This is a genomic window from Mycolicibacterium sp. 624 (assembly GCF_040548615.1).
Taxonomy (GTDB): Bacteria; Actinomycetota; Actinomycetes; order Mycobacteriales; family Mycobacteriaceae; genus Mycobacterium.
Genome location: NZ_JBEPRZ010000013.1, coordinates 1 through 26254 on the forward strand (window position 1 = coordinate 1; position 26254 = coordinate 26254).

A 26254-nucleotide genomic window follows, 5' to 3' on the forward strand; every position below is an offset into this window, starting at 1 on the left:
AAACTCCCGCCACTGAAACGGCCGCACAAAGATGAACCTGAACGCATCCACCCCCATCGCAAACAACCCACCAACCGCCTGCATCGGCGACGCCAAACCCCGAGGCAGAAGCGCACCTTGGCGTGGCATGGGCACTCCTCGCTGAACTGCTGCTGGGCGGACGAACGGTGGCTAGATCGGCAACAGTGGCAGCCCGGTGTGCCCCGGCAGAGTCGACTTCCCGCTTAACGGGACGACCGATCAGCGGAACACCGGCATCGGCGCGGGAGGATCGATGTGACAGTGTGGCGGCGTGCCCAACACGCCGGAGTTCACCGAACACGTCGAGAACGATCTGCGCGAGATCGCCACTCCCGCGGGAGTGCTGCGCTACTACGACGCGGGTGACGGCCCCACCCTCCTGTTCCTGCATGGATCGGGCCCCGGCGTGACCGGCTGGCGCAACTTCCGCGGCATTCTCCCGACGTTCGCCGCCCACTTCCGCTGTCTCATCCTGGAATTCCCCGGGTTCGGGGTCAGTGACGACTTCGGCGGGCATCCGATGATCACCGCTCAGGGGGCGGTGACACCGTTCCTTGACGCGCTGAGCGTCGACCGCGTCGACATCGTCGGGAACTCGATGGGCGGCGGTGTCGGCATCAACTTCGCGATCCACAACCCGGACCGCATCGGCAAGTTGGTGACCATAGGCGGCATTGGCACGAATGTCTTCAGCCCTGGCCCCAGCGAGGGCATCAGGCTGCTACAGGAGTTCACCGAGGACCCGACCCGGCAGCGCCTCGTCGACTGGCTCAACTCGATGGTCTACGACCAGGCGTTGGTGACCGACCAACTGATTGAGGAACGCTGGAAGCTGGCCACCGACCCGAGGACGCTGGCCTCTGCCCGCCGGATGTACGGCAAGGCGGCGTTCGCACAGATGATGGCGATGATGAAGTCCGCCGACGTGCCGATGCCGTGGGCGCTCATGCACAAGGTCAGCGCGGAAACCCTGTTGACGTGGGGCCGCGACGACCGCGTGAGCCCGCTGGACATGGCGCTGATCCCGATGCGCACCATCCCCAACGCCGAACTGCACGTGTTCCCGAACTGCGGGCACTGGGCAATGATCGAGGCCAAGGCCGCGTTCGAGAGCGTCGTGCTGGGCTTCCTGACCCGGTCCTAGCTGTTTCGCTTGAAACGCAGGAATCGCCACAGGTAACGAGGCACACCGGTGGTCGGAACCCGTCGTGGCCAGCTGTCGGCGCGCAGGTACGCGTCTGAGCCGCCGTCGACGAAAACAATGCTGCCGCAGAGGAAGTCCGCGGACTCAGACAGCATGAACATCATCCAGTCGCCAAGCTGGTCGGGGTCGCCAAAACCTCCAACGGGCACCGGGAAGGCGTGAATGGCCTTGGCCTCTCGCGGTGTCGCGAGCTGCTTCTCCAACAGCGGGGTGAGGATGGCACCGGGCGCGAGTGCATTGAGCCGGATTCCGGCTCCCGCCCACTGCGGGGTCACCGCCTGCCGACGTACCCAGCGCGATACCGCGATCTTGGAGCCTGCATAGGCCAGCGACGGCGCGAGGGGCCCGTACCAGCGCAGCGCGCGTACGGCCCTGGCGGCATCGTGGGCGAGCAGCGCCCGGACCGTTCGGTTCGGCACCAGCGGGACTGTCGTCGTCGAATTGCTGGCCACCACCACGACTTTGGCGTTTCCGCCGGCCGCCAACGCGGGTCGCAGAACTTCGAGTAGGTCGACGACGCCGAGGTAGTTGACCTCGAAGATCCGCCGCGCCTGGTCCGGACCCGGAGCGGGGCCGATTCCGGCCGCCAGTACGGCGCCGTCGAGGCACTCGCCCGCCGCTGCGAGCACTTCGCGGCCCGCGGCACGTCGGCCCTCCTGCGTCGACAGATCGGCGATGACGTCAGCGTCTCGGAGATCCACCCCGATGACGGTGTGGCCTGCGGCCCGCAGCTTGTCGGCTGCCGCCCCACCCATCCCAGACGCCGATCCGGTCACTGCGTAAGTACCCATGTATCTACTTCCGTCCAGACTTTGGAGGCCCTCAGTTTGTCCCTGTCCGCTCACCTGCGAGCCCGGCGGTGAGCAGCCCGTGCGCCACGGGATTCCCGTTGAGCAGCCGACTGGTGCGCTTCGAGATCCGCCAGACCTCGTCGATGCGCGTGAGTTCGAAGTGATTGGCCGTCGCCCGCCACACAAGATACTCGGCAGGCGAGCCGTTCCACGCGGCGTGCCCGAGTATCGTTCCAGGAGTCGGCTGTTCACGCCGAAGAAGCACGAGTGATTCACACACCGCGACGGCGGTGTCACCGGTCACCGTGACCACGGCGGGTCCCAGGAAGTGGCAGCAGCCCGAGTCGACGAGTTCCCTGTGCGACGTCGCACTGACCATGGCGTGGACGTCGTCGGCGCTGTCCATGTGCCAACCCTCCACGTCGTAGCTGCCGTCGGCCGCCCAGAGCGCCGCGGCACCGTCCGCATCCGCCGCATCGACGTATGGCCCGTAGGAGGCGATGAGCCGTTGCACGCATCGCTCGTCCTCGAGCTGCCGCAGTCGTGACTCGAGCCTTATCAGGTCACTGTTCATGATCCTCCCCTGCCTGCGTCGGCGATGGCCGCCAGCGCGACGACTTGATCGCAGTAGTGCGCGGCCGAGGTGGCCGCGATGCTGCAGGTGATCGCGGTCGCACCCGAATCACATAGCTCGCGCAGGATCTCGTCGGTCGCGCCGGGGCCGCAACCGGGATCTAGCGCACCACTGGTCGACAGCACGACCTCAAAGCCCTGGGGAACATCGACGTCTGCGAGCATTCGCCTGATCTGCTCACCCTTGAGCCCGAACGGCATCCAGCCGTCGGCGAACCGTACCGCTCGGCGAAGTGAGCCAGCACTTCGCCCGCCGACCCAGATGGGTACGTGCTGCTGCATCGCGTGTGGCAGCACCGTCATGCCGTCATAGGAGTAGAACGGCCCGTGATACTGCGGCGCCTCGGACGACAACGACGCCCGGAGCGCGCGGATCGCATCGTCGGCGCGGTCCGCACGGCGGTCCCATTGGGCTCCGAGCAGTGTGAACTCCGCATTCAGAGAACCGATTCCCACGCCGAGCGTGAGCCGCCCGCCGCTGATCCGGTCAAGTGTCCCGTAGCGCTTGGCGATCTCCATCGGGTGGTGATAGGCCAGCACCAGCACCGCCGTGGCGAGGCGGATTCGCCGGGTGCGTGCGGCAAGGAAGCCCAGTGTGGCCAACGGATCCCAGTAGACCGCGCCGCGGCTGTCGGCCTCACCGCTGGGGATGGCGACGTGCTCTGAGCATGTTAGGTACTCCAGTCCACACGCATCGGCCGCTGCCGCTATCTGGGCCACGTCATCGGCTGTAGCGGTGCGCTCCCATTCCGACGACACGCCTGGGACCTGTACCACCACCGGGGTCGACAGCCCGATCCTCATTGCTACTTCCGCAGGTTGACGAGTTCGCGGATGGCCTCATGCGCGTTGAGGACCACTCGCGCGCGCTCGGGGGCGCTGTTGTCAAGGGCTCTCGAAGCGTTGCCACCCGCCACGTACACCGGGCCATCAGCGAGGTGATCCAGTCCCTCCCTCGCGACCTCGGCCGGGTCGTTGACGTTCATGCCCGGCGCGTCAAAGTTCAGCCCGATGCGCTCCATCGCCGGTGTGCGGGTGACACCGAGCACCAATTCGAGGACATCGACGCCTTGGTCGCGCAGTTCGATCCACAGGCTTTCGGCGAACATCCTGCTGAACGCCTTTGCGCCGGAATAGATCGAGTGGCGGACCGCGCCCATGTATCCCGACAGTGATCCGACGAGCATGATGCCGCCACGGCCTCGCGCCACCATTGAGCGTCCGTAGTGCTGCACCAGCTCGAGCATGCGGGTCACGTTGAGATCGGTGACCTTTTGGAAGTCGGTGAGGTTCGCTTCCAGAAACGGTTCGTTGCAGGTGCTCGCCCCGGCGTTGTAGATCAAGAGGCCGACCTCGAGTTCGGCAGTGACCGCGGCGATCCGAGACACGGCTGTCGGTTCCAGCAGGTCCATCGAGATGATTCGCACGTCGGCGCCGAGTTCACGGCACCGACTGCCGACCTCCTCGAGCGGGCCCTCCTTGCGCGCAATGAGTACCAGGTTGAAGCCGTCCTCAGCGAGCATGCGCGCGAACTCGGCTCCCACTCCCTCAGACCCACCTGCAATGACCGCCCAGGGACCGTACTTGGCGACGTCCGGCATGAACTCTCCTATCGTTGTGTGCTGCCCGCATCGACGGGCAGCGTGACGGCGGTGACGTAGCGGGCCTCATCTGAGGCCAGGAACAGACTGGCGTTGGCCACGTCGACCGGTTCCACCCACGGGATGTCGAGCATGTTCATCGACGTTGCTACCGCTGCGAACTCCTCGCGGGTCGGCGGGCGATCCAGATCGGGCCGGAATGCACTGCTGACGACGTCGTTCTGGATCATCGGCGTGTCGACGTTGGTGGGGTGTACCGAGTTGACCCGAATTCCGTGCGGCGCCATGTCATTGGCCAGGCTGCGCATCAATCCGACCACACCGTGTTTGGCCGCCGTGTAGTGCGACACCCCGACCAGTCCGCGCAGGCCCGCGATCGAACTCACCAGGACTATCGCGCCGCTGCCCCGCGCGATCAGGTGCGGAGCCGTGACCTTGCACGTGCGCCAGACTCCCGTCAGGTTGACGTCCAGCATCGTCTGCCAGACACGCTCGGGCAGCTCGGTCGCCATACCCCGTGAGGTGATGCCCGCCGTGGCACAGACGATGTCGAGGCCGCCGAAGTGTGCGGCGCCGCGGTCTGCCGCGTCGCGCATTCCCTCGACGTCGCGCACGTCGACCACCTCGGTGCTCACTCGACCACCGGCGGCGCGGACCAGCCGTGCCGTTTCGGCGAGGTCATCCGCGGTGGCAGGGGGCACCGCGACCGTGTCGACGGGGCCGCAGATGTCGAGGGCGACGATGTCGGCGCCCTCCTGGGCGAACCGCACGGCCTGTGCGCGGCCGATTCCGCGCGCGGCCCCGGTGATCAGGGCGACCTTTCCCGCCAGCCGTCCCGTCATGTCGTCCTCTGCGTCAGGCCGGCGTCGACGACCAGTTGGGTGCCCGTGATGTAGCGGGCCTCATCGGACGCCAGGAAGACCACTGCGTTGGCGACGTCGACCGGCTCGACCCACGCCACGGGCAGCAGATTGCGCGCACGCAGGACCTCGGCGGCGTCCTCGGCGGTCGGCCGTTCGAGGTCTGGGCGGAGTCGCCGAAAGGTCGCCTCGTTGAGCACCATTGCGGTGCCCACCGCACCGGGGTGCACCGTGTTGACCCGAATCTGACGTGGTCCCAGTTCATTTGCCAGCGATCGGGCCAACCCGACGACTGCGTGCTTGCTCGCGGTGTAATGCGCACTGTTCGCGGTACCCCGCAGGCCGTTCGTCGAGCTGATGATCACCACCGAGCCGCCCTCGGCACCGATGTGGGGAACACCCGCCTTAACCGTGTGCCAGGTGCCGGTGAGATTGACGTCCAGGGTGTCGTGCCACGCCTCCTCCGTGATCTCCCACGTCGGCGCACCGGTCGCGTGGATGCCCGCATTGGCGACGATGACGTCGAGCCTGCCGAGTTCCTCGACGCCTTGGTCGATCGCCGCAGTCATCGCGTCGCCCTCTCGGATGTCGGCGGTCGCCGTGATACACCGCCGCCCGTGCCGCTCGACGAGCGCCGCGGTGGCGCTGAGATCAGCGGTCGCCGTGTCTGTGTCGAGAGCGATGACGTCGGCACCCTCCTGTGCGAAGCGCTCGCAGTGGGCGCGTCCGGTCCCCTGGGCGGCGCCGGTGACGACGACGACCTTGTCCGTCAGACCCGACATCTAGGACACCTTCAGCAGGCTGAAACCCTTGTAGCCTGCGTCCGCGACGTCACGGCAGATGTCGAGGTACACCGCGAAGCCGCCAATGAACAACATGAAAACCCTTGGCTTTCCAGGCACGTTGGCGCCCAGGTACCAGGAGTTCGCCTTGGGGAACAACGTCGCGTCAGCACGTTGATTGCATTCGGCGATCCAGGCGTCGACGGCGTCGACGGTGGCCTCGATCGCACCGTATCCGTGCGCGTCGAGGTGACCTATCGCGTCGGCGATCCAGTTCACGTGCGCCTCGGCGTGCAGCACCATGTTGGCGAGCACCGCAGGTGCGCCGGGGCCCGAGACCAGGAACATGTTCGGAAACCCGTCCACCCCGAGGCCCAGATAGGTCCGGGGGCCGTCGACCCAGTCATCTCGCAGCCGATGGCCACCGCGCCCGACGATGTCGATCTTGTCCAGTGCGCCCGTCATCGCGTCGAAGCCCGTGGCGAGCACGATCGCGTCGACGTCGTAGTGCGCGTCGGATGTGTTGATCCCCGTCGCGTCGATCGACTCGATGGGAGTCGAGCGCACACTGATCAACTTCACGTTGGGACGATTGAACGTCTGAAAGTAGTTGGTGTCGGTGCAGATTCGCTTGGTACCGATCGGATGATCAGTGGGGATGAGCAACTCGGCGACATCGGGGTCGTCGATTATCGATCGCACCTTCTGCTCATAGAACTTGCGGGCCTCGTCGTTGGCGACGGCGTCGATCATCTGATCGCTGAAGGTCTTGGAGAACAGCACGCCACCGAGCTGCCAACGCGTCTCGAACGCGTCACGACGCTCCTCGGGGGTCACGTCCATCGTGAGCCTCGGATGCGCGATGTGTGGTGAGCCCCCGCCGCTGCGCCAGGACAGCCGCCGACGCTCGGCGTAGTCGGCCTTCACCCGCATGCGGTCGTCGTCGGTCAGCGGCTGGTTTCCAGCGGGCACACTGTAGTTGGGCGTGCGTTGGAACACGTAGAGCTGCTCGGCCTGCTCGGCGATCAGCGGCACCGATTGAATGCCCGATGAGCCTGTACCGATGACGGCGACGCGCTTACCCGTGAAGTCGACGGGGCGGTGCGGCCAGTGTGCGGTGTGGTGGATGTCGCCTGTGAACGTGTTCAGGCCATCGAAGTCTGGCGTCAGAGCTGCCGAAAGCGGCCCGGTGGCCATGATGCAGAAGCGGGCGCGGACGGCCTCGCCGGTGTCGGTGCGCACCGTCCAGTGCAGCGACTGCTCATCGAGTACCGCCGCGGTGACCCGGGTGTTGAACGTGATCCCGGTGCGTAGGTCCAGCTTGTCGGTGACCCAGTTCAGGTAGCGCAGAATCTCGGCCTGAGTCGCGTACTTCTCCGACCAGTCCCACTCCTGCTCGAGTTCGGAAGAGAACGAGTAGCAGTAGTCCACACTCTCCACGTCACACCGCGCGCCCGGGTAGCGGTTGTAGTACCAGGTGCCTCCGACTTCCGGCGCGGCCTCGAACACGCGGACTGACAAACCCTGTGCGCGCAGCCTGTGCAGGGCGTATATGCCGGCGAACCCGGCACCCACGACCACTGCGTCAACCACTTCACCGTCACCGTTCACAGCCGCCAAGCTAGGCCCACGGATCGGCGGCGGCCCGTCAGATTCCCGTTGACCGGACGACGCCGTGTCGACATCCCGGACAGCGGGCACGGACCTCCAGCGGCTCCCATCTCCCATCGACACTGATCGACATGGCAGATGTCGATGCACACGCGACGCAAACAGCGGCGGTTGTCGAGGTCGATCTGGACGGCACGCAGCACCGGTTGACGTGGCCGCGTGACCGTAGCCTCGTGGACACCATGCTCGACGCGGGAATCGACGTGCCGCACTCCTGTCGCGAGGGGCACTGCGGCTCGTGTGTCGCCACGGTGTTGACGGGCCGGGTCGCGATGGCCGAGTGCGACATCCTCGAACCCGCCGACATAGCAGAAGGGCTGGTTCTGGCCTGCCAGGCCCGTCCCGTCAGCGACGATGTACACATCGAGTTCTGACCACATTTTCCGTCCACTCACCGGGATCGGATCGGGCTGACGATCCCTTGGTGCGAGTAACTCTTCCCTCAGCCCACACAGTTAGGACGTCAGCATGAGCCAGCGCGTACTCGACCGCGTGATGGAACTGGCCGACCAGTTCAAGGAACAGGCAGTGGAGGCCGAGAAGCTCGGCCAGCTCCCCGACACCACCGTCAAGAGCATGAAGGCGATCGGTTCGATCCGCCTGCTGCAGCCGGAGTCGCACGGCGGTCTCGAGGTTCATCCCCGGGAGTTCGCCGAGACGGTGATGGCCACGGCGGCACTGGATCCCGCGGCCGGCTGGATCAACGGCGTCGTGGGGGTGCACCCCTACCAGTTGGCCTACGCCGATCCCCGGGTCGCCGACGAGGTCTGGGGCGACGACATCGACACGTGGGTGGCCTCGCCCTATGCCCCGCAGGGGGTGGCCAGGCCCGTCGAGGGCGGCTATGTCTTCAACGGCCGCTGGCAGTTCAGTTCCGGTACTGACGCCTGTGACTGGATCATCCTGGGCGCGATGCTCGGTGGCGACGACGGCAAACCTCTGATGCCGCCGACAATGCTGCACATGATCCTGCCCCGTTCGGACTACGAGATCGTTCCGGATTCGTGGGATGTGGTGGGGCTGCGCGGCACGGGCTCCAAGGACGTCATCGTCAAGGATGCGTTCGTACCGGACTACCGCACCATGGACGGCACCAAGGTGATGGACGGTAGCGCCCAGATCGAGGCCGGCATGACCAAGACGCTCTACAAGATGCCGTGGTCGACGATGTTCCCCCTTGGCATCAGTTCGGCGACCATCGGAATCTGCGAGGGTGCGCTCGCAGCTCACCTGGACTACCAGCGCGAGCGCGTCGGCGCCAGCGGCACCGCCATCAAGGACGACCCCTACGTGATGTACGAGATCGGGGAGGCCGCCGCGGAGATCAACGCCTCTCGCCAGGCGCTGCTCGGCAACGTCGACATGGTCTATGACCTGGTGGACTCGGGAGCGGAGGTCACGTTCGAACAGCGTGCCGCCGTGCGCCGCTCACAGGTGCGGGCCGTTTGGCGCGCGGTGACCGCGGTGGACCAGATCTTCGCCCGGTCCGGAGGTAACGCACTGCGCATGGACAAACCGCTGCAACGGTATTGGCGCGACGCCCATGCCGGTATGGCGCACGCGATCCACGTGCCAGGAACCGTCTACCACGCCTCGGCGCTGAGTGCGCTCGGCGTCGATCCGCAGGGTCCGCTGCGGGCGATGATCTAGGGACATTCGATGAGTGAGCTGAAGAGCCTGGGCTACGTCAAAGTCCAAGCCACCGACATCCCCCGCTGGCGTCGCTTCGCGTTCGACGTCCTGGGTTTCGCGCAGGGATCCGGCCCCGACGAGGACTCCCTGTATCTACGCATGGACGAGCGCGCCGCGCGCATCGTCGTGCAGCCAGGCGACAGCGACAGGATCGTGTCCGTGGGCTGGGAGGTCCGCGACGGCGCGGCCCTGCAGCGCGTCAAGGTCGCGTTGGATGCCGCGGGTGTGCCGTTCAAGGAGCTGTCACTGGCAGAGGCCGACGCTCGGCGCGTGGAGGCAGTCATCGCCTTTGACGACCCGGCGGGCACAGCGGTTGAGGTGTTCCACGGACCTGTGCTCGACCACAGTCCCGTCGTCACCCCGTTCGGCGCCAGGTTCCTGACGGGTGATCAGGGCCTCGGCCACGTGGTGCTGCCAGCGCTCGATGTCCCCGGTCTGTTCGAGTTCTACACCGAGGTGCTGGGATTCAGGTCCCGTGGCGCCTTCCGCGTGCCGACGCCGCCAGAGTTCGGGCCGGTGCGCGTCCGGTTCCTCGGTATCAACGAGCGCCATCACAGCCTGGCGATCTGTCCCGCGGCGACCGTGCGCGACCCCGGCCTGATCCACCTCATGGTGGAGGTGGACTCCCTCGACGCGGTCGGCCAAGCCCTGGACCGGGTGAACAAGGACGGCTTCCAGCTGTCCTCCACCCTGGGCAGGCACACCAACGACAAGATGGTGTCGTTCTACGTGCGCGCCCCCGGGGACTGGGATATCGAGTTCGGCACCGAGGGCATGCGGGTCGACGAGTCTCATTACACCGCTGAGGAAATCACCGCCGACAGTTACTGGGGCCACGAATGGGTCAGCGATCTTCCGGCGGCGATGCGACCGTGACGGCAGACGCTGTGGACTCCGACGTCTACCCCAGGTCGGCGGATGACGTCGACACCTGGGACCTCGAGGCCGACGTCGTGATCGTCGGTTACGGCATCGCGGGCGCGGCGGCCGCGGTCGAAGCCGCGTCGGCCGGGGCCGACGTGCTCGTCGTCGAACGCACGGGCGGGTGGGGCGGCGCCGCGGCGATGGCAGGCGGCTTCATCTATCTCGGCGGCGGCACCGCACTCCAGAAGGCCTGCGGCTTCGACGATTCGGCTCATAACATGGAGGCCTTCCTCAATGTCGCCATGGGGCCGGGAGCCGACGAACGCCGGATCGCCGACTACTGCGCGGGCAGCGTCGAGCACTTCGACTGGCTGGTCCAGTGCGGCGTCCCCTTCAAGCCAGAGTTCTGGGGCGAACCCGGCTGGGAGCCACCGGGCGATCAGGGCTTGATGTTCACTGGCGGGGAGAACGCCTTCCCGTTCAACACCATTGCGCAGCCCGCTCCGCGCGGACACGTCCCGCAGATGGCCGACAAGCGGGCGGGCGAGCGCAGCGGCGGCTACATGCTCATGAAGCCGCTCGTCGACACCGCCGCGTCGCTCGGGGTGCGGGCCGCCTACGACGTCAGGGCCGAGTCGTTGATCGTGCAGGCCGACGGGCGAGTGGTGGGGCTCATGGCCCATCGGTACGGCCAGCCGCTCGCCATCCGGGCGCGCCGCGGCGTCGTCCTGGCATCCGGCAGCTTCGCCTACAACGACGCGATGGTGATGCAGTACGCCCCTCGGCTCGCCGGGCGCCCCGCCGCGTCGATCGAGCAGCACGACGGGCAGTCCATCCGGATGGCTCAGGCGCTCGGCGCCGACCTCGCCCACATGGATGCCACCGAGGTGGCGTTCCTGATCGACCCCCAGCAGACCGTCCGCGGAATCCTCGTCAACGAGCGTGGTCAGCGCTACGTCGCCGAGGACATGTACTCCGGCCGCATCGGGCAGGTCACGCTCTATCACCAGAACGACACCGCCTATCTGATCATCGACAGCGATGCGCAGGAGGAGGCCATGGCCGCGACGTCGGCGACGCCCTTACTGAAGCGACCCGCGACGTGGGTGTGTGAAACGGTCGCCGAGCTCGAGGGTGAGATCGGGCTTCCCGCAGGGTCGTTGCAGGCCACGGTCGATGCGTACAACGCCGCCGCCGCGCGCGGCGAGGACCCGTTGCTGCACAAGAAGCGGGAGTGGCTCAAGCCCGTCGGCGCTCCGGTCGGCGCCATCGATCTGCGGGCCAGCTGCGCCGGGTTCACGCTGGGGGGTCTGCAGACCACTCTGGACGGTGAGGTGCTGCACGTCGCGGGCAAGCCGATACCCGGGCTGTACGCGGCGGGCCGGTGCACTGCCGGCCTCGCCGCATGGGGTTACGCCAGTGGCGTCTCCCTTGGCGATGGGAGTTTCTACGGGCGACGGGCGGGGCGCGCCGCCGCCAAGGGCTGATCTCGCACCTGAGGGCGCCGCGCTGCAAACGCAGTGCGGCGCCCTTTGGCGTGCTCTGGATCATCTTCCGCGGTTCGTGTGACAGCAGCCACACCTATATGGTACAAACAGTCATATGACTACTAGTCATGTCATACAGGAAAACCGTCGCGAGGAGGCACCATGACCGTGACCGCGGAACGCCCAGAATCCGCTACGCCGAGCGCCGTCATCGACCGGGTGTCGCTCGTGCTGGAAGCCTTCGACGGTCCGGGTCGGCTCACGCTGGCGCAGATCGTGCGGCGCACCGGACTCCCCCGGTCTTCCGCGCACCGCATGCTTGAGCGACTCGTCGCATTGCGTTGGCTCCGGCGCAGCGGGCGTGACTACGAACTCGGTATGCGTCTCGTGGAACTGGGCTCCCTGGCAGTGCACCAGGACCGACTGCACCGTGCCGCGGCTCCCCTACTTCACGAGTTGCATCGCGCCACCGGCCTCGTCGTGCACCTCGCCGTCCTCGACGGCTCCGACGTGGTGTACCTGGACAAGGTCGGCGACCGGATGGTGGCCGCGATCCCCACCCGCGTCGGTGGACGGCACCCCGCGCAGTGCACGGCTGTCGGCAAGGCCATGCTGGCGTACGCAGCGCAGACCGGCACCGTCGATCTCACGGCCCGGCGGACCAAGTACTCCATCTGCACGCCCGCCCAGCTGACGCAGGAACTGGCGAAGGTCCGCTCGCACGGCATCGCGTTCGACCGCGAGGAGTCGCTTGCCGGATTCGGTTGCGTCGCAGCGCCGATAGGCAATCTCGGCGAGGCCGTCGCAGCGGTGTCGGTCTGCGGACCGGTCAGCCGCATGGCGCTCGATCAGCGACTCGCAGGCCCGGTCCGGATGACGGCGATGAACATCTGGCGCAACGTCGAGGACGGGCCAAAGCGCGTAGCCCCGACCCTGCAGCCCATGCGCCCGCTGCGGACTGGACCGGCGCTGCAGCACACGTGAGCGCCCAGCGAGAAGCGGAGCGAGATCGCGCATGAGCCTCGACCCTCAGATCGCCGCGCTGATCGACACACTCGACGCGGGATTCCCCGCGGTCCACACCATGACCGGCGCCGAGGCCAGGGCCGCGATCCGGTCGCGATTCGTGCCGAACCCCGCACCCGAACCGGTGGGTGAGGTTCGCGACCACCGGGTGCCCGTCAAGGACGGTTCCGTCAGCGTGCGGGTCTACTGTCCCGATGGCGCCGACGGCCTACCCGTCCTGGTGTACGCGCACGGAGGCGGCTTCGTCTTCTGCGATGTGGACAGCCACGATGGCCTGTGCCGGAGCTTGGCGAATCTAACTCCCGCCGTGGTGATTTCGGTGGACTATCGGTTGGCTCCCGAGCACGGCTGGCCAACTGCCGCCGAGGACGTGTACGCGGTCACCAGGTGGGTTGCCGACCATGCCGCCGAGCTGGGCGGTGACCCGGCACGGATCCTCGTCGGCGGTGACAGTGCGGGCGGCAATCTGGCCGCCGTAACCGCATTGATGGCCCGTGACCGTGGCGGTCCCGACCTCGCCGCCCAGCTGTTGCTGTACCCGGTCATCGCCGCCGAATTCGACACCGACTCGTACCGCCTATTCGGCAGCGGCTACTACAACCCTCGACCGGCCCTGCAGTGGTACTGGGACCAATACGTGCCCGACATCGCCGACCGGGAGCATCCCTACGCCTCGCCACTCAACGCCTCACTGATCGGGCTGCCGCCCGCGGTCGTCGTGCTGGCCGGTCATGACCCGCTGCGCGATGAGGGCATGGCATACGCCGATGCCCTGTCGACCGCGGGCGTGCCGACGGTGCTATGCCCGTTCGAGGGTGGGATTCACGGTTTCATGACGATGCCCATGCTCGACATCGCGCATGCGGCCCGCAGGCAGGCGAGCAGCGGTTTAGCCGAGCTGCTGGGAGGCTAGCGGGCCGTAGCGCTGTTCGGGGTCGAGCACGCAGTGGGTGCGGCCGAACACCGTGACCATGCACTTGTTGTTGTGGGTGCATCGGCTGCGCACGCTCGCGTCGGCACTCATCGCGTTCACCAGGTTGGGCTCGCGCAGTAGCGCCCGGCCCATCGCCATGAAGTCGAATCCCTCGCGCATGCCGGTTTCGAGGTGGTCGCGGTTGGTGATGCCGCCGAGCAGGATCAGCTTGGTGTTGGCCACGGCGGGCACGAACTGGCGTGCGGCGGGCAGCATGTAGAGATCCTCATAGGGGTAGCTACCCATGGCCCACTTGCCGACCAGCCGCACCGCTGGACGCATCGCCGGCGGCATCACACCGGCGAACTCCTTGACCGGAACATCCCCGCGGAACAGGTACATCGGCTTGAACACCGAAGAGCCCTGGGTCAGCTCGATGGCGTCCAACGTCGCGTCGGCGTCGAGTAGTTGCACCGTGCGCAGCGCCTCGGCGATCCAGATGCTGCCCGGCAGACCGTCGTCCATGTCGAGCTTGGCGATGACGGCGATGCGGTCGCCGACGACATCGCGAACCCGGTGGGCGATCTCGCGGACGAGACGCGAACGGTTGTCGATATCCCCGCCGTAGCTGTCCTTGCGGCGGTTGATGAGCGGGCTCAGGAACGAACTCGGCAGGTAAAGATGACCGAAGTGCAGCTCCACGGCGTCGAAACCCGCCTCGACCGCCACCTGCGCGGCGTCGCCGAACTGGTCGATGACCGTGGCGATCTCGGCTCGGGTGATCTCGCGGCTGTAGGCGAACGACGTCGGGTTGACGAACCGACTGGGAGCGACCGCGGTGACGCCGGTGAGCTTCTTGGGCGCCACGACCCCCGCGTGGCCCAGCTGAGCCGAGATCGCGGCACCGGCGGCATGCACGGAGTCGGTGAGCCTGCGCAGACCTGGCAGCGCCGCGGCGTTCATCAGAATCTGGCCGGGCGCACTGGCCCCTTCGGGCGACACACAGCAGTAGGCAACCGTCGTCATCCCGACACCACCCTCGGCGAAGGCTCGGTGAAAGGCGATCAGGTCGTCGGTCACCAGTCCATCGGGTGAGCGGCCCTCCGACGTCGCAGCCTTGATGACCCTGTTGCGCAGGGTCACCGGACCGAGTCGGGCGGGAGCGAACGGGTCCAGCTGCGGCGCGCTCATGATGCCCACCGTTGCCCTGGGAGTGGCTTCCGTCAACGGCAGTCTCCCGGTGTCCGGGACTGCGACCGCAGCACGCGCGCAAGACTTCTAGCCTTTGGCGTCATGGCTGACGATGAGGTCTTCGTCATCGACCGCGTGGTCACCCAACCGGGTTGCGCACGCGCGTTCGTCGACATGTATACGACCGAGTACGTGCCCGGTGCGGTCGCCCGCGGCATGACGTTGCGCGAAGTCCTGGTCAGCCCACCCATCTGGCTCGACGACGGGTCCAACACGGTCACAATCACGTGGGCGCTGCCCAGCCCCAGGGCATGGTGGGAGATGACGTGGAGGGGCCGGCCGGATCCCGACCTCGGACCGTGGTGGGACGGTATCGCTGAACTGGTCCTCGAGCGCACCCGTAGCGTGGCTGCTGCCGCCGGCGACGTGGACGGGCTGTGCGGTGTTTAGCGTCACGCGCCTGCTCGACGTCGCCGAACATGACGTTGCCGGCGTGCTGGCGCACGTGCGCGCCGCCGCAGACGCCACCGGCGCACGCCACCGCCTCGTCGAGCCCACGTTGCCGGGCGCACGCAATGGCGGTGATGTGCTGGTGCATCTTCGGTTCGGCACTGAGGACCAATGGCACTTGGTTGCAGGCGATTTCACGAAGGCTCTCAAGGATCACCGAATCACGCGCGTCAACGGCGCCGGCTACTCCGGCACCGCATCGCTCAACAACGACACCTCTGCCACCGTCTACCGCAGCCTGCTCCTGCGGGTGTCTCCTCACACGAGCGCCGACATCGTGGCGCGGTTCGAGCACGACCTGTTGTCGATGCCGCGCTACGTGCCTGCCATCACGGCGTGGCAACTGAGCCGTGTCACCGAACCGGTCGGCGCGACGCCGTGGACGCACGTGTTCGAGCAGGCGTTCACCAATCTCGACGGCCTGATGGGCCCGTACCTGATGCATCCGATCCACTGGGCGGTGGTCGACCGCTGGTTCGACCCCGAGTGCCCCGAGGTCATCATCCGGGATCGGGTGTGCCACAGCTTCTGCGAGATGCGATCCCCCGTGCTGGGCTGAGTCAGACGGCTATAACCCGGCGGGCAGGATGTTGGGGTTGGCGGTGGCGGGCGGCTCCAGCGGAGGCAGCACCGAGACGCCGTCCAGGGTGTGCACCGGCAGCTGTTGCGACCACGGATAGTGCAGGCTGAAGGCCACCAGCCCGGTCCGTTCCGCGGCGGGCGCGTGGCACATCGCCAGTACCGTCTCCGCCAGGTACTCAACGGGTTCGGTTGGAAATGTGTCAGGGATGAGCGATGCCGCGCCGGGTGTGCGGATCGCCGTCGAAGGACCGACACAGTTGACCGCGACGTTAGCGTCGACGAGTTCCGCCGCGATCCCCTGGGTGAAGCGGTGCAGGGCCGCCTTGCACGACGCGTAGACGACGTCGCCGGAACTCTTGTTGTACTCGCGATAGGGCCGCGCCGGCGCCAGGCCGGTGACGGACCCGATGTTCACGATCCAGCCCGCACCCTGACTGCGCATGTGCGCAGCGGCCGCCCTCGTCAGGACGAATGGCGTTCGAATGTAATGCTCCAGGGTGCGGTCGAACGTCTCCAGCGCCATATCGTCAACGACGGCGTAGTCGGCGAATCCGGCGTTGTTGACCAGGATGTCGATGCGGCCGGTCCGGTCGACCACCCGCTGCACCAGCGCATCTCGCTCGTCAGGATCCTCCAGGTCGGCCGCCAAGCCGAAAGCCGCACCTCCCGCCCCCTCGATGAGGGCGATCGTCTCCTCGATCGTTCCGGGTAGCGCTGAGCTGATTCCCGCCCGCCTCGACACCGACGGTGTGTGGGACCGGGCGGTCACCGCCACGGTGGCCCCCTCGGCCGCCAGGCGCTGCGCGATCGCACGCCCGATTCCCCGGCTACTGCCGGTCACCAACGCCGTTCTACCGGTGAGCTTTTGCGTCATTTCAGCACGAAGTCCTCTTCGACCGGCGCGCGGTGTTGATGCCACAGGTCCACAAGCCGGAATGGGGTGGAGACGACCACCCGCCCGGATCCGGAGCGGTAGTAGGTGTGCGCGTTGGGGGTGTGACACCACACGGTGCGGCTCATCGCCTCGTCGATCGCCGCCACGTACTCCTCGAAGGCCTCCTCGGTCACCTCGATGGTGCTGGCTCCTCGTAGGGCCATCAACTGAAGACACTCAATGATGTAGTGGGACAGCACCTCCATCGAGAAGTTGGCCCCGGCACCGTGTCCCGGGCTGTAGTTCGGTGCTGAGGTGATGAACAGGTTCGGAAATCCGGGCACGGTGCCGCCGCGGTACGCACTCGGGCTGTCGCCCCACACGTCGGCCAGCCTCCTGCCGTCGCGGCCGCGAATGTCCACGGTGGACAGGAAGTCCAGGTGGTAGCCGGTGGCGTAGATGATGATGTCGAGATCGATCTGGCGACCATCCGCGGTGACGATGCCGTTGACGTTGACCTGGGCCGGCTCGCTGGCCTCTACGTCGACGTGCGTGCGGGTCAACGCCGCGTAGTAGCCACCCGGGTCGCGGATGATTCGCTTGCCGTAGGGAGCGAAGTCCGGCGTCACCTTCTTCGCCAGTTCGGTACCCGCGCCGAAGGTGTGGTCGATGTACTCCAGGCACATCTGCAGCAGGATGTCATTGGTCGGGTTGATCGACAGGTGCGTCTTCGCCCACTCCGGGTCCTGCAGGATGATCGGGTAGTTGTTGTCTGCGGTGCCCCAGTAGGACTTGAGCCTGTGCCAGTTGGCGTAGTACGGCAGACGGCGACCGAGATAGCGGCGATGCTCGGGAACCTCGTCGGTCAGTCGCTTCCGGGGAGCCACCCAATGTGGTTGCCGCTGAAACACCGTGAGATGTTCGACCTGCTCGACGCATGCGTCGACAATCTGGACGGCGGTACAGCCGGCCCCGATGATCGCGACCCGCTTGCCCGTGAGGTCCAGCGCGGGGTCCCATAGTGCCGAGTGAACACTGGTGCCGCCGAAATCGTCTCGGCCCGGCACGTCCGGCCAGCGCGGCCGGTTCAGGTAGCCGGCGGCTGTGATGACCACGCGGGCATGGCTGACATCGCGTTCACCGTCGGGTCCGACCGAGTGGATCTGCCAACGGTCGTGGTCCTCGTCCCACCAGAGCGCATCGACCTCGGTGCCGAATCGGGTGTGCCCGCGCAGCCCGTGCTTGTCGGCCAGGGCCACCAGATAGGCCTGGTACTCCGCACCCTGCGGGTAGTAGTTGCTCCAATCGGGGTTCACCTCGCGTGACAGCGAGTAGTACGCCGACGGGGTGTCGACTCCGATGCCGGGGTAGGTGGTCGTCAGCCATGTGCCACCGACCTCGTCGTTGCGATCGAAGATCTCGTAGCTGATTCCCTCCTCCGCGGCTGCGAGCGCCGCGTTGATGCCAGCGATTCCCGCGCCGATGATCGCGACGTTCACGGTGTCCGGGATGGGGACCTCGCGGGACAGCGTGGGCTGCGACGGGGCGAATCCCCCCTGCTCCAACAGGAGTGGCACGTGCTCGGCGTCGACGTCGGAGCCCAGCGCCACCGGCAGGAGGCGGGTGAACAACTCGGGATCGTCGGCGGCCATCGCACCTGTGCGGCGCTGCGCGGTGAGCGCCTCGATCACGGCGTCGGCCAGTTCCTCGGCGGTATCGGGGTCGGTCCTCCCCGCGCGCTCCGGCGGATCGGGTACGTGGGTGATCCTGGCCTCGAACCTGGCGACGACCGATGGGTCACCGGCGAGCTGTGCCAGCACCGCAACCAGTACACCCGGGTCGGCCAGCAGGAGGTTCTCTCGTAGTTCGCCGAGATCGGTTGTCATGACGACGAGTATCTCCAGGGCGCCAGAGGCTCTGGTCCTGCGTTGTCCTCTCAGCGGGAGGTGTTCGCCCCGCTGCGTTCGGTGGTACCTAGCCTTCGGCGCATGCACCGCCTCCACTACGACGACGACCACCTCGCATTCGGTGAGTTGGCCGCCAACTTCGCCGCCAAGGAGATCGCCCCGCACATCGAAGCCTGGGAGGACGCCGGGATCGCGCCCCGCGAGGTGTTCGCGGCTGCGGGCTCGGTCGGGCTGCTCGGCTTCGCCGCGCCGGAGGAGTTCGGCGGCGTCGGCGTCAAGGACTTCCGCTACAACCAGATCCTGATCGAGCGCTTCATGGCGGTCGGCGCAGGCAATGTCGGCCTGAGCTTCGCCGTTCACAACGACATCTGCCTGCCGTATCTGCTCGAGTTCACGACCGACGCCCAGCGGCAGCGCTGGCTGCCGGGGTTCGTCAGGGGCAACCTGATCGCCGCGATCGGCATGACGGAACCCGGCGCGGGCTCCGACGTCGCCGCCATCCGCACGAGCGGTGTCGACGCCGGCGACCACTTCATCGTCAACGGCGCCAAGACGTTCATCACCAACGGGCAGAACGCCGATCTGGTCATCACCGCGGTGCGGACATCGCCCGATCGGCACCGCGGTCTGACCGTGATGGTGCTCGAGCGCGGCATGCCCGGCTTCGAGCGTGGGCGCAATCTCGACAAATTGGGCCTGCACTGCCAGGACACGTCGGAGCTGTCGTTCACCGACGTGGCCGTGCCCAAGTCCAACGTGATCGGCGAGGTTGGCCGGGGCTTCGAGTACCTGATGCGCAACCTCGCCCAGGAGCGCATGCAGATCGCGGTCGGCAGCCTGGGCCGGGCACGCGCTGCGCTGGACTGGACCGTCGACTACGTTCGCCAACGCTGCGCGTTCGGCAAACCCATTGGCGCACTGCAGAACACCCGCTTCGCACTCGCTGACGTCGCCACCGAGGTCACCGTCGCCGAATCGTTCATCGACCGCTGTGTCACGCAACTCAACGCGGGCGGGCTGACCCCAGCCGACGCCGCGAAGGCCAAACTGTGGACCACCGAGATGGAGTTCCGGGTGCTCGACAGCTGCCAGCAGCTCTTCGGCGGCTACGGATACATGCGCGAGTACCCCATCGCGCGCGCCGCCATCGACGCGCGCGTCACTCGTGTGTACGGGGGCACCTCGGAGATCATGCGCGAGATCATCGGACGTGACCTCGCACTGGACCCGACACAGGCGGGGCCGTCGGCATGAGCCTCGACGACCTCGTCTCCAGCGCCCGCAATCACTCCCTTGGCGATATCCCTCGCCGGTCGGCTCGCCGCTACCCGGACAAGGTGGCCATAATCGACGGCGACGTGGAGATGACGTTCGCCGAGTTCGACAGTCTGGTCGACCGCGCCGCGGCCGCGTTGAGCGACAACGGCTTCGGTGCCGGCGACCGAGTGGCGCTACTGGCGCACAACTGTTGGCAGTACGCCGTGCTCGCGTTCGCCACCGCCCGCGCGGCGGTTGTGCTGGTGCCGATCAACTTCATGCTCACCGCCGAGGAGATCAGCTACATCCTTGGCCACTGTCGAGCGCGGGGTTTCATCGTCGAGCCCGAACTCGTCGGTGTCGCCGAGGAGGCGATGCGGCTCGGCGGACAGGTTGACGCACGTGTCGCGCTCACCGCGACGGGCACCTCGGCACCGCACGGCTGGGCTGATTTCACGCAATGGCTCAACACAACCTCGCCAGCACCGGCCCTGGCCATCGCTGACGATCAGCTGCTGCGACTGATGTACACCAGCGGCACCGAGTCGCGGCCGAAGGGTGTCATGCACACCAGCCGCAGTCTGATGTGGCAGTACGTCAGCACCATCACGGCGGGTGCCATGAGCGCCGACGATGTCGAGATTCACTCGCTGCCGCTGTATCACTGCGCACAGCTCGATAATTTCCTGGCCACCGACCTCTACCTCGGCGCGACCAGCATCATCCTGCCCCGACCCGATCCCGAGACGGTCTTGCACACCATCGAACGCTACGAAGTCACCAACTACTTCGCCCCGCCGACGGTGTGGATCAGCCTGCTGCGCTCCCCCGTGTTCGATCAGGTGGACCTCTCCAGCCTGCGCAAGGGGTATTACGGAGCCTCCGCCATGCCGACCGAGATCCTGCACGAGATCCGCGAACGACTGCCCAACCTGTCGCTGTGGAACTTCTACGGCCAGACCGAGATCGCACCGTTGGCCTCCGCACTAGGACCTGCCGACCAGGAGGCGCACGCGGGCGCGGCGGGCCGACCGGTGCTCAACGTCGAGACGACGATCCTCGATGATTGCGATATGCCGGTGGCCGCGGGCACCGTCGGCGAGATCGCGCACCGCAGCCCGCACCTGATGCTGGGCTATCTCGAGGACGCGGCCAAGACTGCAGAGGCGTTCCGCGGCGGGTGGTTTCACTCCGGAGACCTCGGCTACTACGACGATTTCGGGTTGTTGCACGTCGTTGATCGCAAGAAGGACATGATCAAGACCGGCGGTGAGAACGTGGCCAGCCGCGAGGTCGAGGAGGTGTTGTATCGCCACGAATCGGTCCAGGAGGTCGCCGTTTTCGGTCTGCCGCATCCAGTCTGGGTGGAAGCCGTGGTGGCGGCGGTGGTGATCAAGGATGGCACCACCGTCGACGAGGGCGACCTCATCGGCCACTGCCGTCAGCACCTCGCCGGCTACAAGTCGCCCAAGCGGATCCTCTTCGTCCACGCCCTGCCCAAGAACCCCAGCGGCAAGCTGCTCAAGCGGGAGATGCGAAGCCAGTTCGCCTCGGTGTTCCACTGATCGGGCAACACCGGTGAGACCTGCCACACCGTCGAGTTGACTCGTGACCATGAACAACGAGATCAGCCTGGCCGAGGTTCAGGAATTCATCGCAGGCTTCTGGTTCCACTACGACCAGGGCCACTTCGACGAGTTGGCCATCCGCATCGCTGACGAGATGGAGTACCTCAGCCGTTCCGATTCCGGTGATTGCCCGTTCGAGGAACTGCTTGCCGCCGAACTGCACGGCGGCGCCGAGACGTTGGCCTGGCTCATCGATCATCGCAACGAGAACCCCTACCCGCTCCGGCACCACGCGACCAACGTCTTTCGCACCGGCGTCAGCGCCGGACCGGCAGGCGAGGTCACGACTGCCCGCTTCTATCTGTACGTCAACCAGATCACGAACAACGTCCCGTTCGACGTGTCGAGCGGCGTCGTCGACGTTGGAATTCGGCGTGCGGACCCGTCCAACCACGAAGGTCTGGTGTTCACCTCGATGAACGTCGTGCTCGACGCCGAGGACTCAGTTCCGTTGGCTCAGTATACCGCCGCGAAGTCCGCCGCCTCGCCCGCGTGACCGCCCAGGACGTGTTCGGCGGCGGTGTCGCCGTCATCACCGGCGCCGGCGCAGGAATCGGTGCCGGACTCGCGCGGCACGCACACCGGCTGGGTATGACGGTGGTGCTCGCCGATGTCGACGAGGAGGCGATCGGCACGCTGCGCGACGAACTGAACGCCGACGGCGGCACGGCGGTGTGCATCCCGTGCGATGTGCGCGATTCGATCGCTGTCCAGGAGCTGGCCGACCGGGCTTACGCTGAGGTCGGCCCTGTGCGTCTCCTGGTGAACAACGCCGGTGTCGAACAGTTCGGCTACCTGTGGGACACCCCGGTCGCCAACTGGAACCGTGTCGTCGAGGTCAACGTCAGTGGCGTCTTTCACGGGATCCGCGCGTTTCTGCCCAAGATGATCGCGACGCCGGCTCCGGCGTGGGTGTGGAACCTGTCCTCGATCGGCGGCGTCGCCGTCGTACCGTTGCAGGCGCCCTACATCATGAGCAAGCACGCCGTGCTCGCGCTGACCGAGTGTCTGCAACTCGAGGTCCAGCACGCCGGTTTCGACCACATCCACGTCCAGGCGGTGTTGCCGGGCGCGGTGGTGTCCAACATCTTCGAGTCCGCCGGTGGCGTCGACGCACACGGTGGCGACACCGCGGCCGCCGAATCGCAACGCTCGGCGATGCTCGACATCAAGGCCGCCGCGATGGACCCGATCGCCGCCGCCGAGGTGGTGTTTGACCAGGCCGCCGAGGGCCGGTTCTACCTTCTCACGCAGCCCGATTACGTCGGGTCAGCGATGACCGAACGTGCCAATGTGCTTGCCAGCCAAAGGGCTCCGATGCTGCGCACCGGTCGGCGGTTCGACCCCGAGGCAGAGTGACGGTGGCCGTTCCAGCACTGGACCCTGACGCCGCGGCCCGGATCGCCGCATTCGGGCCGATACCGCCCATGCGCGAGCGCGGCATCGCGGCGGTCCGCGCCGCCATCGAGGCCACTGCCCTGCCTGCGAACCTGCCCGACATGGCATCCATCGTCGACCGCGTCGTTCCTGGGCCGGCGGGGCCAATCCCGTTGCGGATCTACCGACCGTCCGGCGACGCCGCCGCACCGGCGCTGGTCTACTTCCACGGCGGCGGAATGGTGATGGGCACCAACCACTCATTCGAGCCGCTGGCCCGCACCCTGGCGGCCGTCAGCGGCGCCACGGTCATCTCGGTCGAGTACCGACTGGCCCCGGAGTCCCCGCCGCCAGCACAGTTCGACGACGCATACGCCGCCACCGAATGGGTCGCCGCGCATGCCACCGAGTTGGGGGTGGACGTCAACCGACTCGGCGTGGTCGGCGACAGCGCCGGCGGGTCGCTGGCCGCCGCGGTCGCTCTGGCGGCAAGGGACCGCTGCGGACCCAAACTGAGCGTCCAGGTCCTGCTCTATCCGGGACTGGACCGCGATATGGGGGCGCCGTCGATCACGGCGATGCCCGAAGCGCCGATGCTGCGCCACGACGACATCGTCTACATGCTCGACATCGCCGACTGCGGGGTGTCACAGCACGACCACTACCGGGTTCCCGCCTACGCCGCAGATCTGTCGGGCCTGCCGCAGGCGCTTGTCGTAACCGGCGAGTGCGACCCCATCCGGGACTGGGGCGAACGGTTCGCGGGCCGACTGCGCGACGCCGGTGTGCAGACCACGGTGACGCGCTATCCCGGTGTGTGCCACGGCTTTCTGATGTACTCACACACCACCGCACGCGGTCGCCTTGCGATTGCGGAGATCGGTGCGCTACTTCGGGCGAAGTTCGCCCATCCCCTGCCGTTCTGATCACCCTGCCGTTCTGATCACCCTGCCGTTTTTGATCACCTTCGTGTCCCAATCACCGGACAGCGCGGCATCGGGGCCCGCAGACGCCCCACACAATCGACGCACCAGAACGACCAGAGGAGACAACATGCTCACCGACGCACGCCGGATGGAGCTTTCCGACGTCCTGCGACCCGTATCGCCACCCGTTGAGGTCAAGAACGTCTACACCGACGATCAGCGGCAGCGCCTCCTCGACGTGGTGCACGCCAACGGACCGTGGAAGCTGATCATCGCGCAGCACTTCGCCTCCGCCGAGGAGCTCATTGCCACGATGAGTGGCGCCTTCCCCGAGGGCTTCACACCGTCGCTGGACCTCTTCCTGACACCGACATTCCGCGGGTACCTCGCCAACTACGGCGCTGTGCTGTATCCCGAACTACACGATGTCTTCTACAACGAGGACTTCCTCGCCAAGGCCAAGTCATATTGGAATGCCGCGTACGCCAAGCCCGAGGTGATGCTGTTCAACATCAACGGCCCCTGCGCGAATCGCGATCCAGGACACCTGGATTCGCCCAGTTTCCGCGGCGTTCGCCATGAGAACGCCCCGACCTGGCTGTGCAGTGTCATGGGCAAGTCCGGTCTGTTCACCGACTATCTGGTCAAGATGGCACAGGTCATCACGTGGTTCTCGGCCGACGAGGGCAGCGGATTCACCTACTGGCCCGAGGGACCGCTACGGGCACCCGCGCGTGTGCTCCCGCCGATCAACAACCGTGGCGTCGTCGTTCAGAACGAGATGATGATGCACCGCGGCGAGGCCAACGGACCCCTCGATCAGCAGATGCCCGCCGGTCTCGCCTTCGACACCGTGTTCTCGGGAGACCCCGCGGATCGCGAGCACTGGCTGTTGAGGAATGGCGATGACGTGATCGCGCGCCACCGCACCGAGGAACTGCGCTTCCTGGTGCATTGGTCAGCCGAGGTGTTCGCCGACTACGACGAGCTGAAGAAGAACATGGACGGCTCCGATGATCTGACCGTCGACAAGGCGATCGACATGCTCGTCGATGACGTCAACAAGAAGGGCGGCAAGCTCGACATTCCCGCGGCACCGCTGCACGACGCGGAGTTCATCGGCGCCCTCAACGCCGCTTACGATCTTGGCGGGCCGGCCGCGTATCCCGAGAAGGCCCCGCTGAGCGCCTTCGCGCTGGCATAGCGCCAGCGCCGACCATGTGCAGCTGCGCTGATCGACATGCCATCATCGACGTCCTGAACAAGTACGCAACGTCGCTTGACGCGCGAGACTGGGAGGGTCTGGACGACGTCTTCCACCAGGACGCCGTCGGCCAGTACGGAGTACTCCTCGACGGACGGCCTGCGATCGTGAAGTCAATACGTGGTTTCCTGGACGGGTGTGGGGCCACTCAGCATCTTCTCGGCAATCACCAGATCCACATCGACGGTGACCAAGCCCAGTGCGCCACCAAGGCTCGCGTCATCCACGTCGGTGCGGGAGATTTCGCCGCCCTCACACCCTATGAGGCCATCGGCGTCTATCGAGACCAGCTGATCCGCACACCCGACGGATGGCGAATCATGCACCGTCACTTCGATGTGAGCATCACCCTCGGCGACTTCAACATATTGCAACCAGCGTGACCGGAGGAGCGAGAATGCAGAGATTTTCCGACCGCACAGTCATCGTCACTGGCGCCGGCTCAGGGATCGGCCAGGCCACCGTTGCGCGGCTGCTCGATGAGGGCGCCACGGTGGTGGCCTACGACGTCTCCGCGGAGGGCCTGGCCGCGACCGCAACCGCCGCCGATGCCGCCGGTGCGGGCGAGCGACTCACCACCGAGGTACTCGACGTCTCGTCCGAGGATGCCGTCGCCGCGGCCGTCGACACGGCGGTGAAAGACCTTGGTGGCCTTGACGTCCTGGTGAACGCCGCAGCCATCCAACGGTGCGCGCACACCCATGAGCACACCCTCGCCGACTGGAACACCACCCTGGCGGTCAACCTCACCGGCACCTTCCTGATGACCCGCCAGGCGCTGCCCGCGCTAATCGCCAGCGGACACGGGGTCGTGGTCAACTTCACGTCGACCGCCGCCTCCTTCGCGCATCCGTACATGGCGGCCTACGCGGCGAGCAAGGGCGGCGTGCTGGCGTTCACACACGCCCTTGCCCTCGAGTACTCCAAACAGGGTCTTCGCGCGGTGAACATCCAGCCGGGCGGAGTGGCGACCGCCCTGGCGATGAGCACGCTGGACAAGATGCCGGAAGGCTACGACCTCGGGCTGTGGGCCAAGCAGACCCCGCTGATCGGTGGCAGCGACAACGAGATCCTCGGCGATCCCAGCGCGGTGGCATCGGTTATCGCCATGGTCGCCTCCGAGGACGGTCGGTTCATCACCGGCACCGAGATCCGGGTGGATGGCGGCGCGCACGCCTGAGCGCGAAGCTTGG

Annotated in this window: 27 protein-coding genes and 1 pseudogene; 17 read left to right on the forward strand and 11 right to left on the reverse strand. The window is 66.7% G+C overall.

The window, feature by feature from the left end; all coding sequences use genetic code 11:
* Nucleotides 1-129, reverse strand: a pseudogene (locus tag ABIA65_RS32605) (ABC transporter permease); the annotation flags it as partial.
* Nucleotides 130-292: 163 nt separating this feature from the next.
* Here ABIA65_RS32605 and ABIA65_RS32610 point away from each other — a divergent pair.
* Nucleotides 293-1165, forward strand: coding sequence for an alpha/beta fold hydrolase (locus ABIA65_RS32610; protein ID WP_354526168.1), 873 nt, complete (start codon nt 293-295; stop codon nt 1163-1165).
* Here the strand turns inward: ABIA65_RS32610 and ABIA65_RS32615 are convergent.
* From ABIA65_RS32615 to ABIA65_RS32645, 7 genes are read right to left on the reverse strand one after another with little or no spacing between them, the layout of a single operon-like run.
* On the reverse strand, nt 1162-2016 hold the full coding sequence (locus ABIA65_RS32615; protein WP_354526169.1) for an SDR family oxidoreductase: 855 nt from the start codon (nt 2014-2016) through the stop codon (nt 1162-1164). The two genes, ABIA65_RS32610 and ABIA65_RS32615, sit on opposite strands and share 4 nt — an antisense overlap.
* A 31-nt stretch (nt 2017-2047) precedes the next feature.
* Nucleotides 2048-2590, reverse strand: a complete 543-nt coding sequence (locus ABIA65_RS32620) for a nuclear transport factor 2 family protein (protein ID WP_241404676.1) — start codon at nt 2588-2590, stop codon at nt 2048-2050.
* A complete protein-coding gene (locus ABIA65_RS32625; RefSeq protein ID WP_354526170.1) occupies nt 2587-3453 on the reverse strand; it encodes a TIGR03619 family F420-dependent LLM class oxidoreductase in 867 nt (288 codons plus the stop codon). The genes ABIA65_RS32620 and ABIA65_RS32625 overlap by 4 nt, the downstream gene beginning before the upstream one ends.
* A gap of 2 nt (nt 3454-3455) precedes the next feature.
* Nucleotides 3456-4250 (reverse strand): SDR family NAD(P)-dependent oxidoreductase, encoded by a 795-nt coding sequence (locus tag ABIA65_RS32630; RefSeq protein ID WP_354526171.1) that lies wholly within the window; start codon nt 4248-4250, stop codon nt 3456-3458.
* A gap of 8 nt (nt 4251-4258) precedes the next feature.
* A complete protein-coding gene (locus ABIA65_RS32635) occupies nt 4259-5092 on the reverse strand; it encodes a mycofactocin-coupled SDR family oxidoreductase (protein WP_354526172.1) in 834 nt (277 codons plus the stop codon).
* Nucleotides 5089-5892, reverse strand: coding sequence for a mycofactocin-coupled SDR family oxidoreductase (locus ABIA65_RS32640; RefSeq protein ID WP_354526173.1), 804 nt, complete (start codon nt 5890-5892; stop codon nt 5089-5091). Before ABIA65_RS32640 ends, ABIA65_RS32635 begins: the two co-directional genes overlap by 4 nt.
* A complete protein-coding gene (locus ABIA65_RS32645) occupies nt 5893-7503 on the reverse strand; it encodes a flavin-containing monooxygenase (RefSeq protein ID WP_502919648.1) in 1611 nt (536 codons plus the stop codon).
* A gap of 131 nt (nt 7504-7634) precedes the next feature.
* Between ABIA65_RS32645 and ABIA65_RS32650 the strand changes: the two genes are divergently transcribed.
* From ABIA65_RS32650 to lipP1, 6 genes are all read left to right on the forward strand, one after another.
* A complete protein-coding gene (locus ABIA65_RS32650) occupies nt 7635-7937 on the forward strand; it encodes a 2Fe-2S iron-sulfur cluster-binding protein (RefSeq protein WP_241404670.1) in 303 nt (100 codons plus the stop codon).
* A gap of 94 nt (nt 7938-8031) precedes the next feature.
* Nucleotides 8032-9213 (forward strand): acyl-CoA dehydrogenase family protein, encoded by a 1182-nt coding sequence (locus ABIA65_RS32655; RefSeq protein WP_241404669.1) that lies wholly within the window; start codon nt 8032-8034, stop codon nt 9211-9213.
* A 9-nt stretch (nt 9214-9222) separates the two neighbouring features.
* Nucleotides 9223-10131, forward strand: a complete 909-nt coding sequence (gene bphC, locus ABIA65_RS32660) for a biphenyl-2,3-diol 1,2-dioxygenase (protein ID WP_354526174.1) — start codon at nt 9223-9225, stop codon at nt 10129-10131.
* Nucleotides 10095-11606 carry an FAD-dependent oxidoreductase gene (locus ABIA65_RS32665; protein WP_354526175.1) on the forward strand — a complete coding sequence of 504 codons (1512 nt, stop codon included), beginning with the start codon at nt 10095-10097 and terminating at the stop codon, nt 11604-11606. Before bphC ends, ABIA65_RS32665 begins: the two co-directional genes overlap by 37 nt.
* 162 nt (nt 11607-11768) lie before the next feature.
* Nucleotides 11769-12590 carry an IclR family transcriptional regulator gene (locus ABIA65_RS32670; RefSeq protein ID WP_241404666.1) on the forward strand — a complete coding sequence of 274 codons (822 nt, stop codon included), beginning with the start codon at nt 11769-11771 and terminating at the stop codon, nt 12588-12590.
* 31 nt (nt 12591-12621) lie between these two features.
* Nucleotides 12622-13545 (forward strand): LipP1 family hormone-sensitive lipase, encoded by a 924-nt coding sequence (gene lipP1, locus ABIA65_RS32675; RefSeq protein WP_241404665.1) that lies wholly within the window; start codon nt 12622-12624, stop codon nt 13543-13545.
* Here lipP1 and ABIA65_RS32680 read toward each other — a convergent pair.
* Entirely contained in the window at nt 13522-14736 is a 1215-nt protein-coding gene (locus ABIA65_RS32680; RefSeq protein ID WP_354526176.1) for an NADH:flavin oxidoreductase, read from the reverse strand. The two genes, lipP1 and ABIA65_RS32680, sit on opposite strands and share 24 nt — an antisense overlap.
* A gap of 102 nt (nt 14737-14838) precedes the next feature.
* Here ABIA65_RS32680 and ABIA65_RS32685 point away from each other — a divergent pair, with 102 nt between their 5' ends.
* Both ABIA65_RS32685 and ABIA65_RS32690 read left to right on the forward strand, forming a co-directional pair.
* Nucleotides 14839-15186 carry a hypothetical protein gene (locus ABIA65_RS32685; RefSeq protein ID WP_354526177.1) on the forward strand — a complete coding sequence of 116 codons (348 nt, stop codon included), beginning with the start codon at nt 14839-14841 and terminating at the stop codon, nt 15184-15186.
* A complete protein-coding gene (locus tag ABIA65_RS32690; protein ID WP_354526178.1) occupies nt 15179-15805 on the forward strand; it encodes a Dabb family protein in 627 nt (208 codons plus the stop codon). The genes ABIA65_RS32685 and ABIA65_RS32690 overlap by 8 nt, the downstream gene beginning before the upstream one ends.
* Before the next feature lie 9 nt (nt 15806-15814).
* Here the strand turns inward: ABIA65_RS32690 and ABIA65_RS32695 are convergent, their stop codons facing one another.
* Both ABIA65_RS32695 and ABIA65_RS32700 read right to left on the reverse strand, forming a co-directional pair.
* A complete protein-coding gene (locus tag ABIA65_RS32695) occupies nt 15815-16702 on the reverse strand; it encodes an SDR family NAD(P)-dependent oxidoreductase (protein ID WP_354526179.1) in 888 nt (295 codons plus the stop codon).
* Nucleotides 16699-18588 carry a flavin-containing monooxygenase gene (locus tag ABIA65_RS32700; protein WP_354526180.1) on the reverse strand — a complete coding sequence of 630 codons (1890 nt, stop codon included), beginning with the start codon at nt 18586-18588 and terminating at the stop codon, nt 16699-16701. The genes ABIA65_RS32695 and ABIA65_RS32700 overlap by 4 nt, the downstream gene beginning before the upstream one ends.
* A gap of 102 nt (nt 18589-18690) precedes the next feature.
* On the opposite strand from ABIA65_RS32700, the gene ABIA65_RS32705 reads away from it, so the two are divergent.
* From ABIA65_RS32705 to ABIA65_RS32740, 8 genes are all read left to right on the forward strand, one after another.
* Nucleotides 18691-19863, forward strand: a complete 1173-nt coding sequence (locus tag ABIA65_RS32705) for an acyl-CoA dehydrogenase family protein (RefSeq protein WP_354526181.1) — start codon at nt 18691-18693, stop codon at nt 19861-19863.
* On the forward strand, nt 19860-21431 hold the full coding sequence (locus ABIA65_RS32710; RefSeq protein WP_354526182.1) for an acyl-CoA synthetase: 1572 nt from the start codon (nt 19860-19862) through the stop codon (nt 21429-21431). The genes ABIA65_RS32705 and ABIA65_RS32710 overlap by 4 nt, the downstream gene beginning before the upstream one ends.
* A 49-nt stretch (nt 21432-21480) precedes the next feature.
* Entirely contained in the window at nt 21481-21990 is a 510-nt protein-coding gene (locus ABIA65_RS32715) for a polyketide cyclase (RefSeq protein ID WP_354526221.1), read from the forward strand.
* The gene (locus tag ABIA65_RS32720) at nt 21987-22853 is read left to right on the forward strand and encodes an SDR family NAD(P)-dependent oxidoreductase (RefSeq protein ID WP_354526183.1); all 867 of its coding nucleotides are present in this window, start codon (nt 21987-21989) and stop codon (nt 22851-22853) included. Before ABIA65_RS32715 ends, ABIA65_RS32720 begins: the two co-directional genes overlap by 4 nt.
* A gap of 2 nt (nt 22854-22855) precedes the next feature.
* On the forward strand, nt 22856-23797 hold the full coding sequence (locus ABIA65_RS32725) for an alpha/beta hydrolase (protein WP_354526184.1): 942 nt from the start codon (nt 22856-22858) through the stop codon (nt 23795-23797).
* A gap of 127 nt (nt 23798-23924) precedes the next feature.
* Nucleotides 23925-25001: a hypothetical protein gene (locus ABIA65_RS32730; protein ID WP_354526185.1), complete on the forward strand. Its 1077-nt coding sequence runs from the start codon at nt 23925-23927 to the stop codon at nt 24999-25001.
* A 14-nt stretch (nt 25002-25015) separates the two neighbouring features.
* On the forward strand, nt 25016-25444 hold the full coding sequence (locus ABIA65_RS32735; RefSeq protein WP_241404646.1) for a nuclear transport factor 2 family protein: 429 nt from the start codon (nt 25016-25018) through the stop codon (nt 25442-25444).
* A gap of 14 nt (nt 25445-25458) precedes the next feature.
* Complete coding sequence (locus ABIA65_RS32740; RefSeq protein ID WP_241404644.1) at nt 25459-26241, forward strand: SDR family NAD(P)-dependent oxidoreductase; 783 nt, start codon at nt 25459-25461, stop codon at nt 26239-26241.
* Nucleotides 26242-26254: the final 13 nt, after the last annotated feature.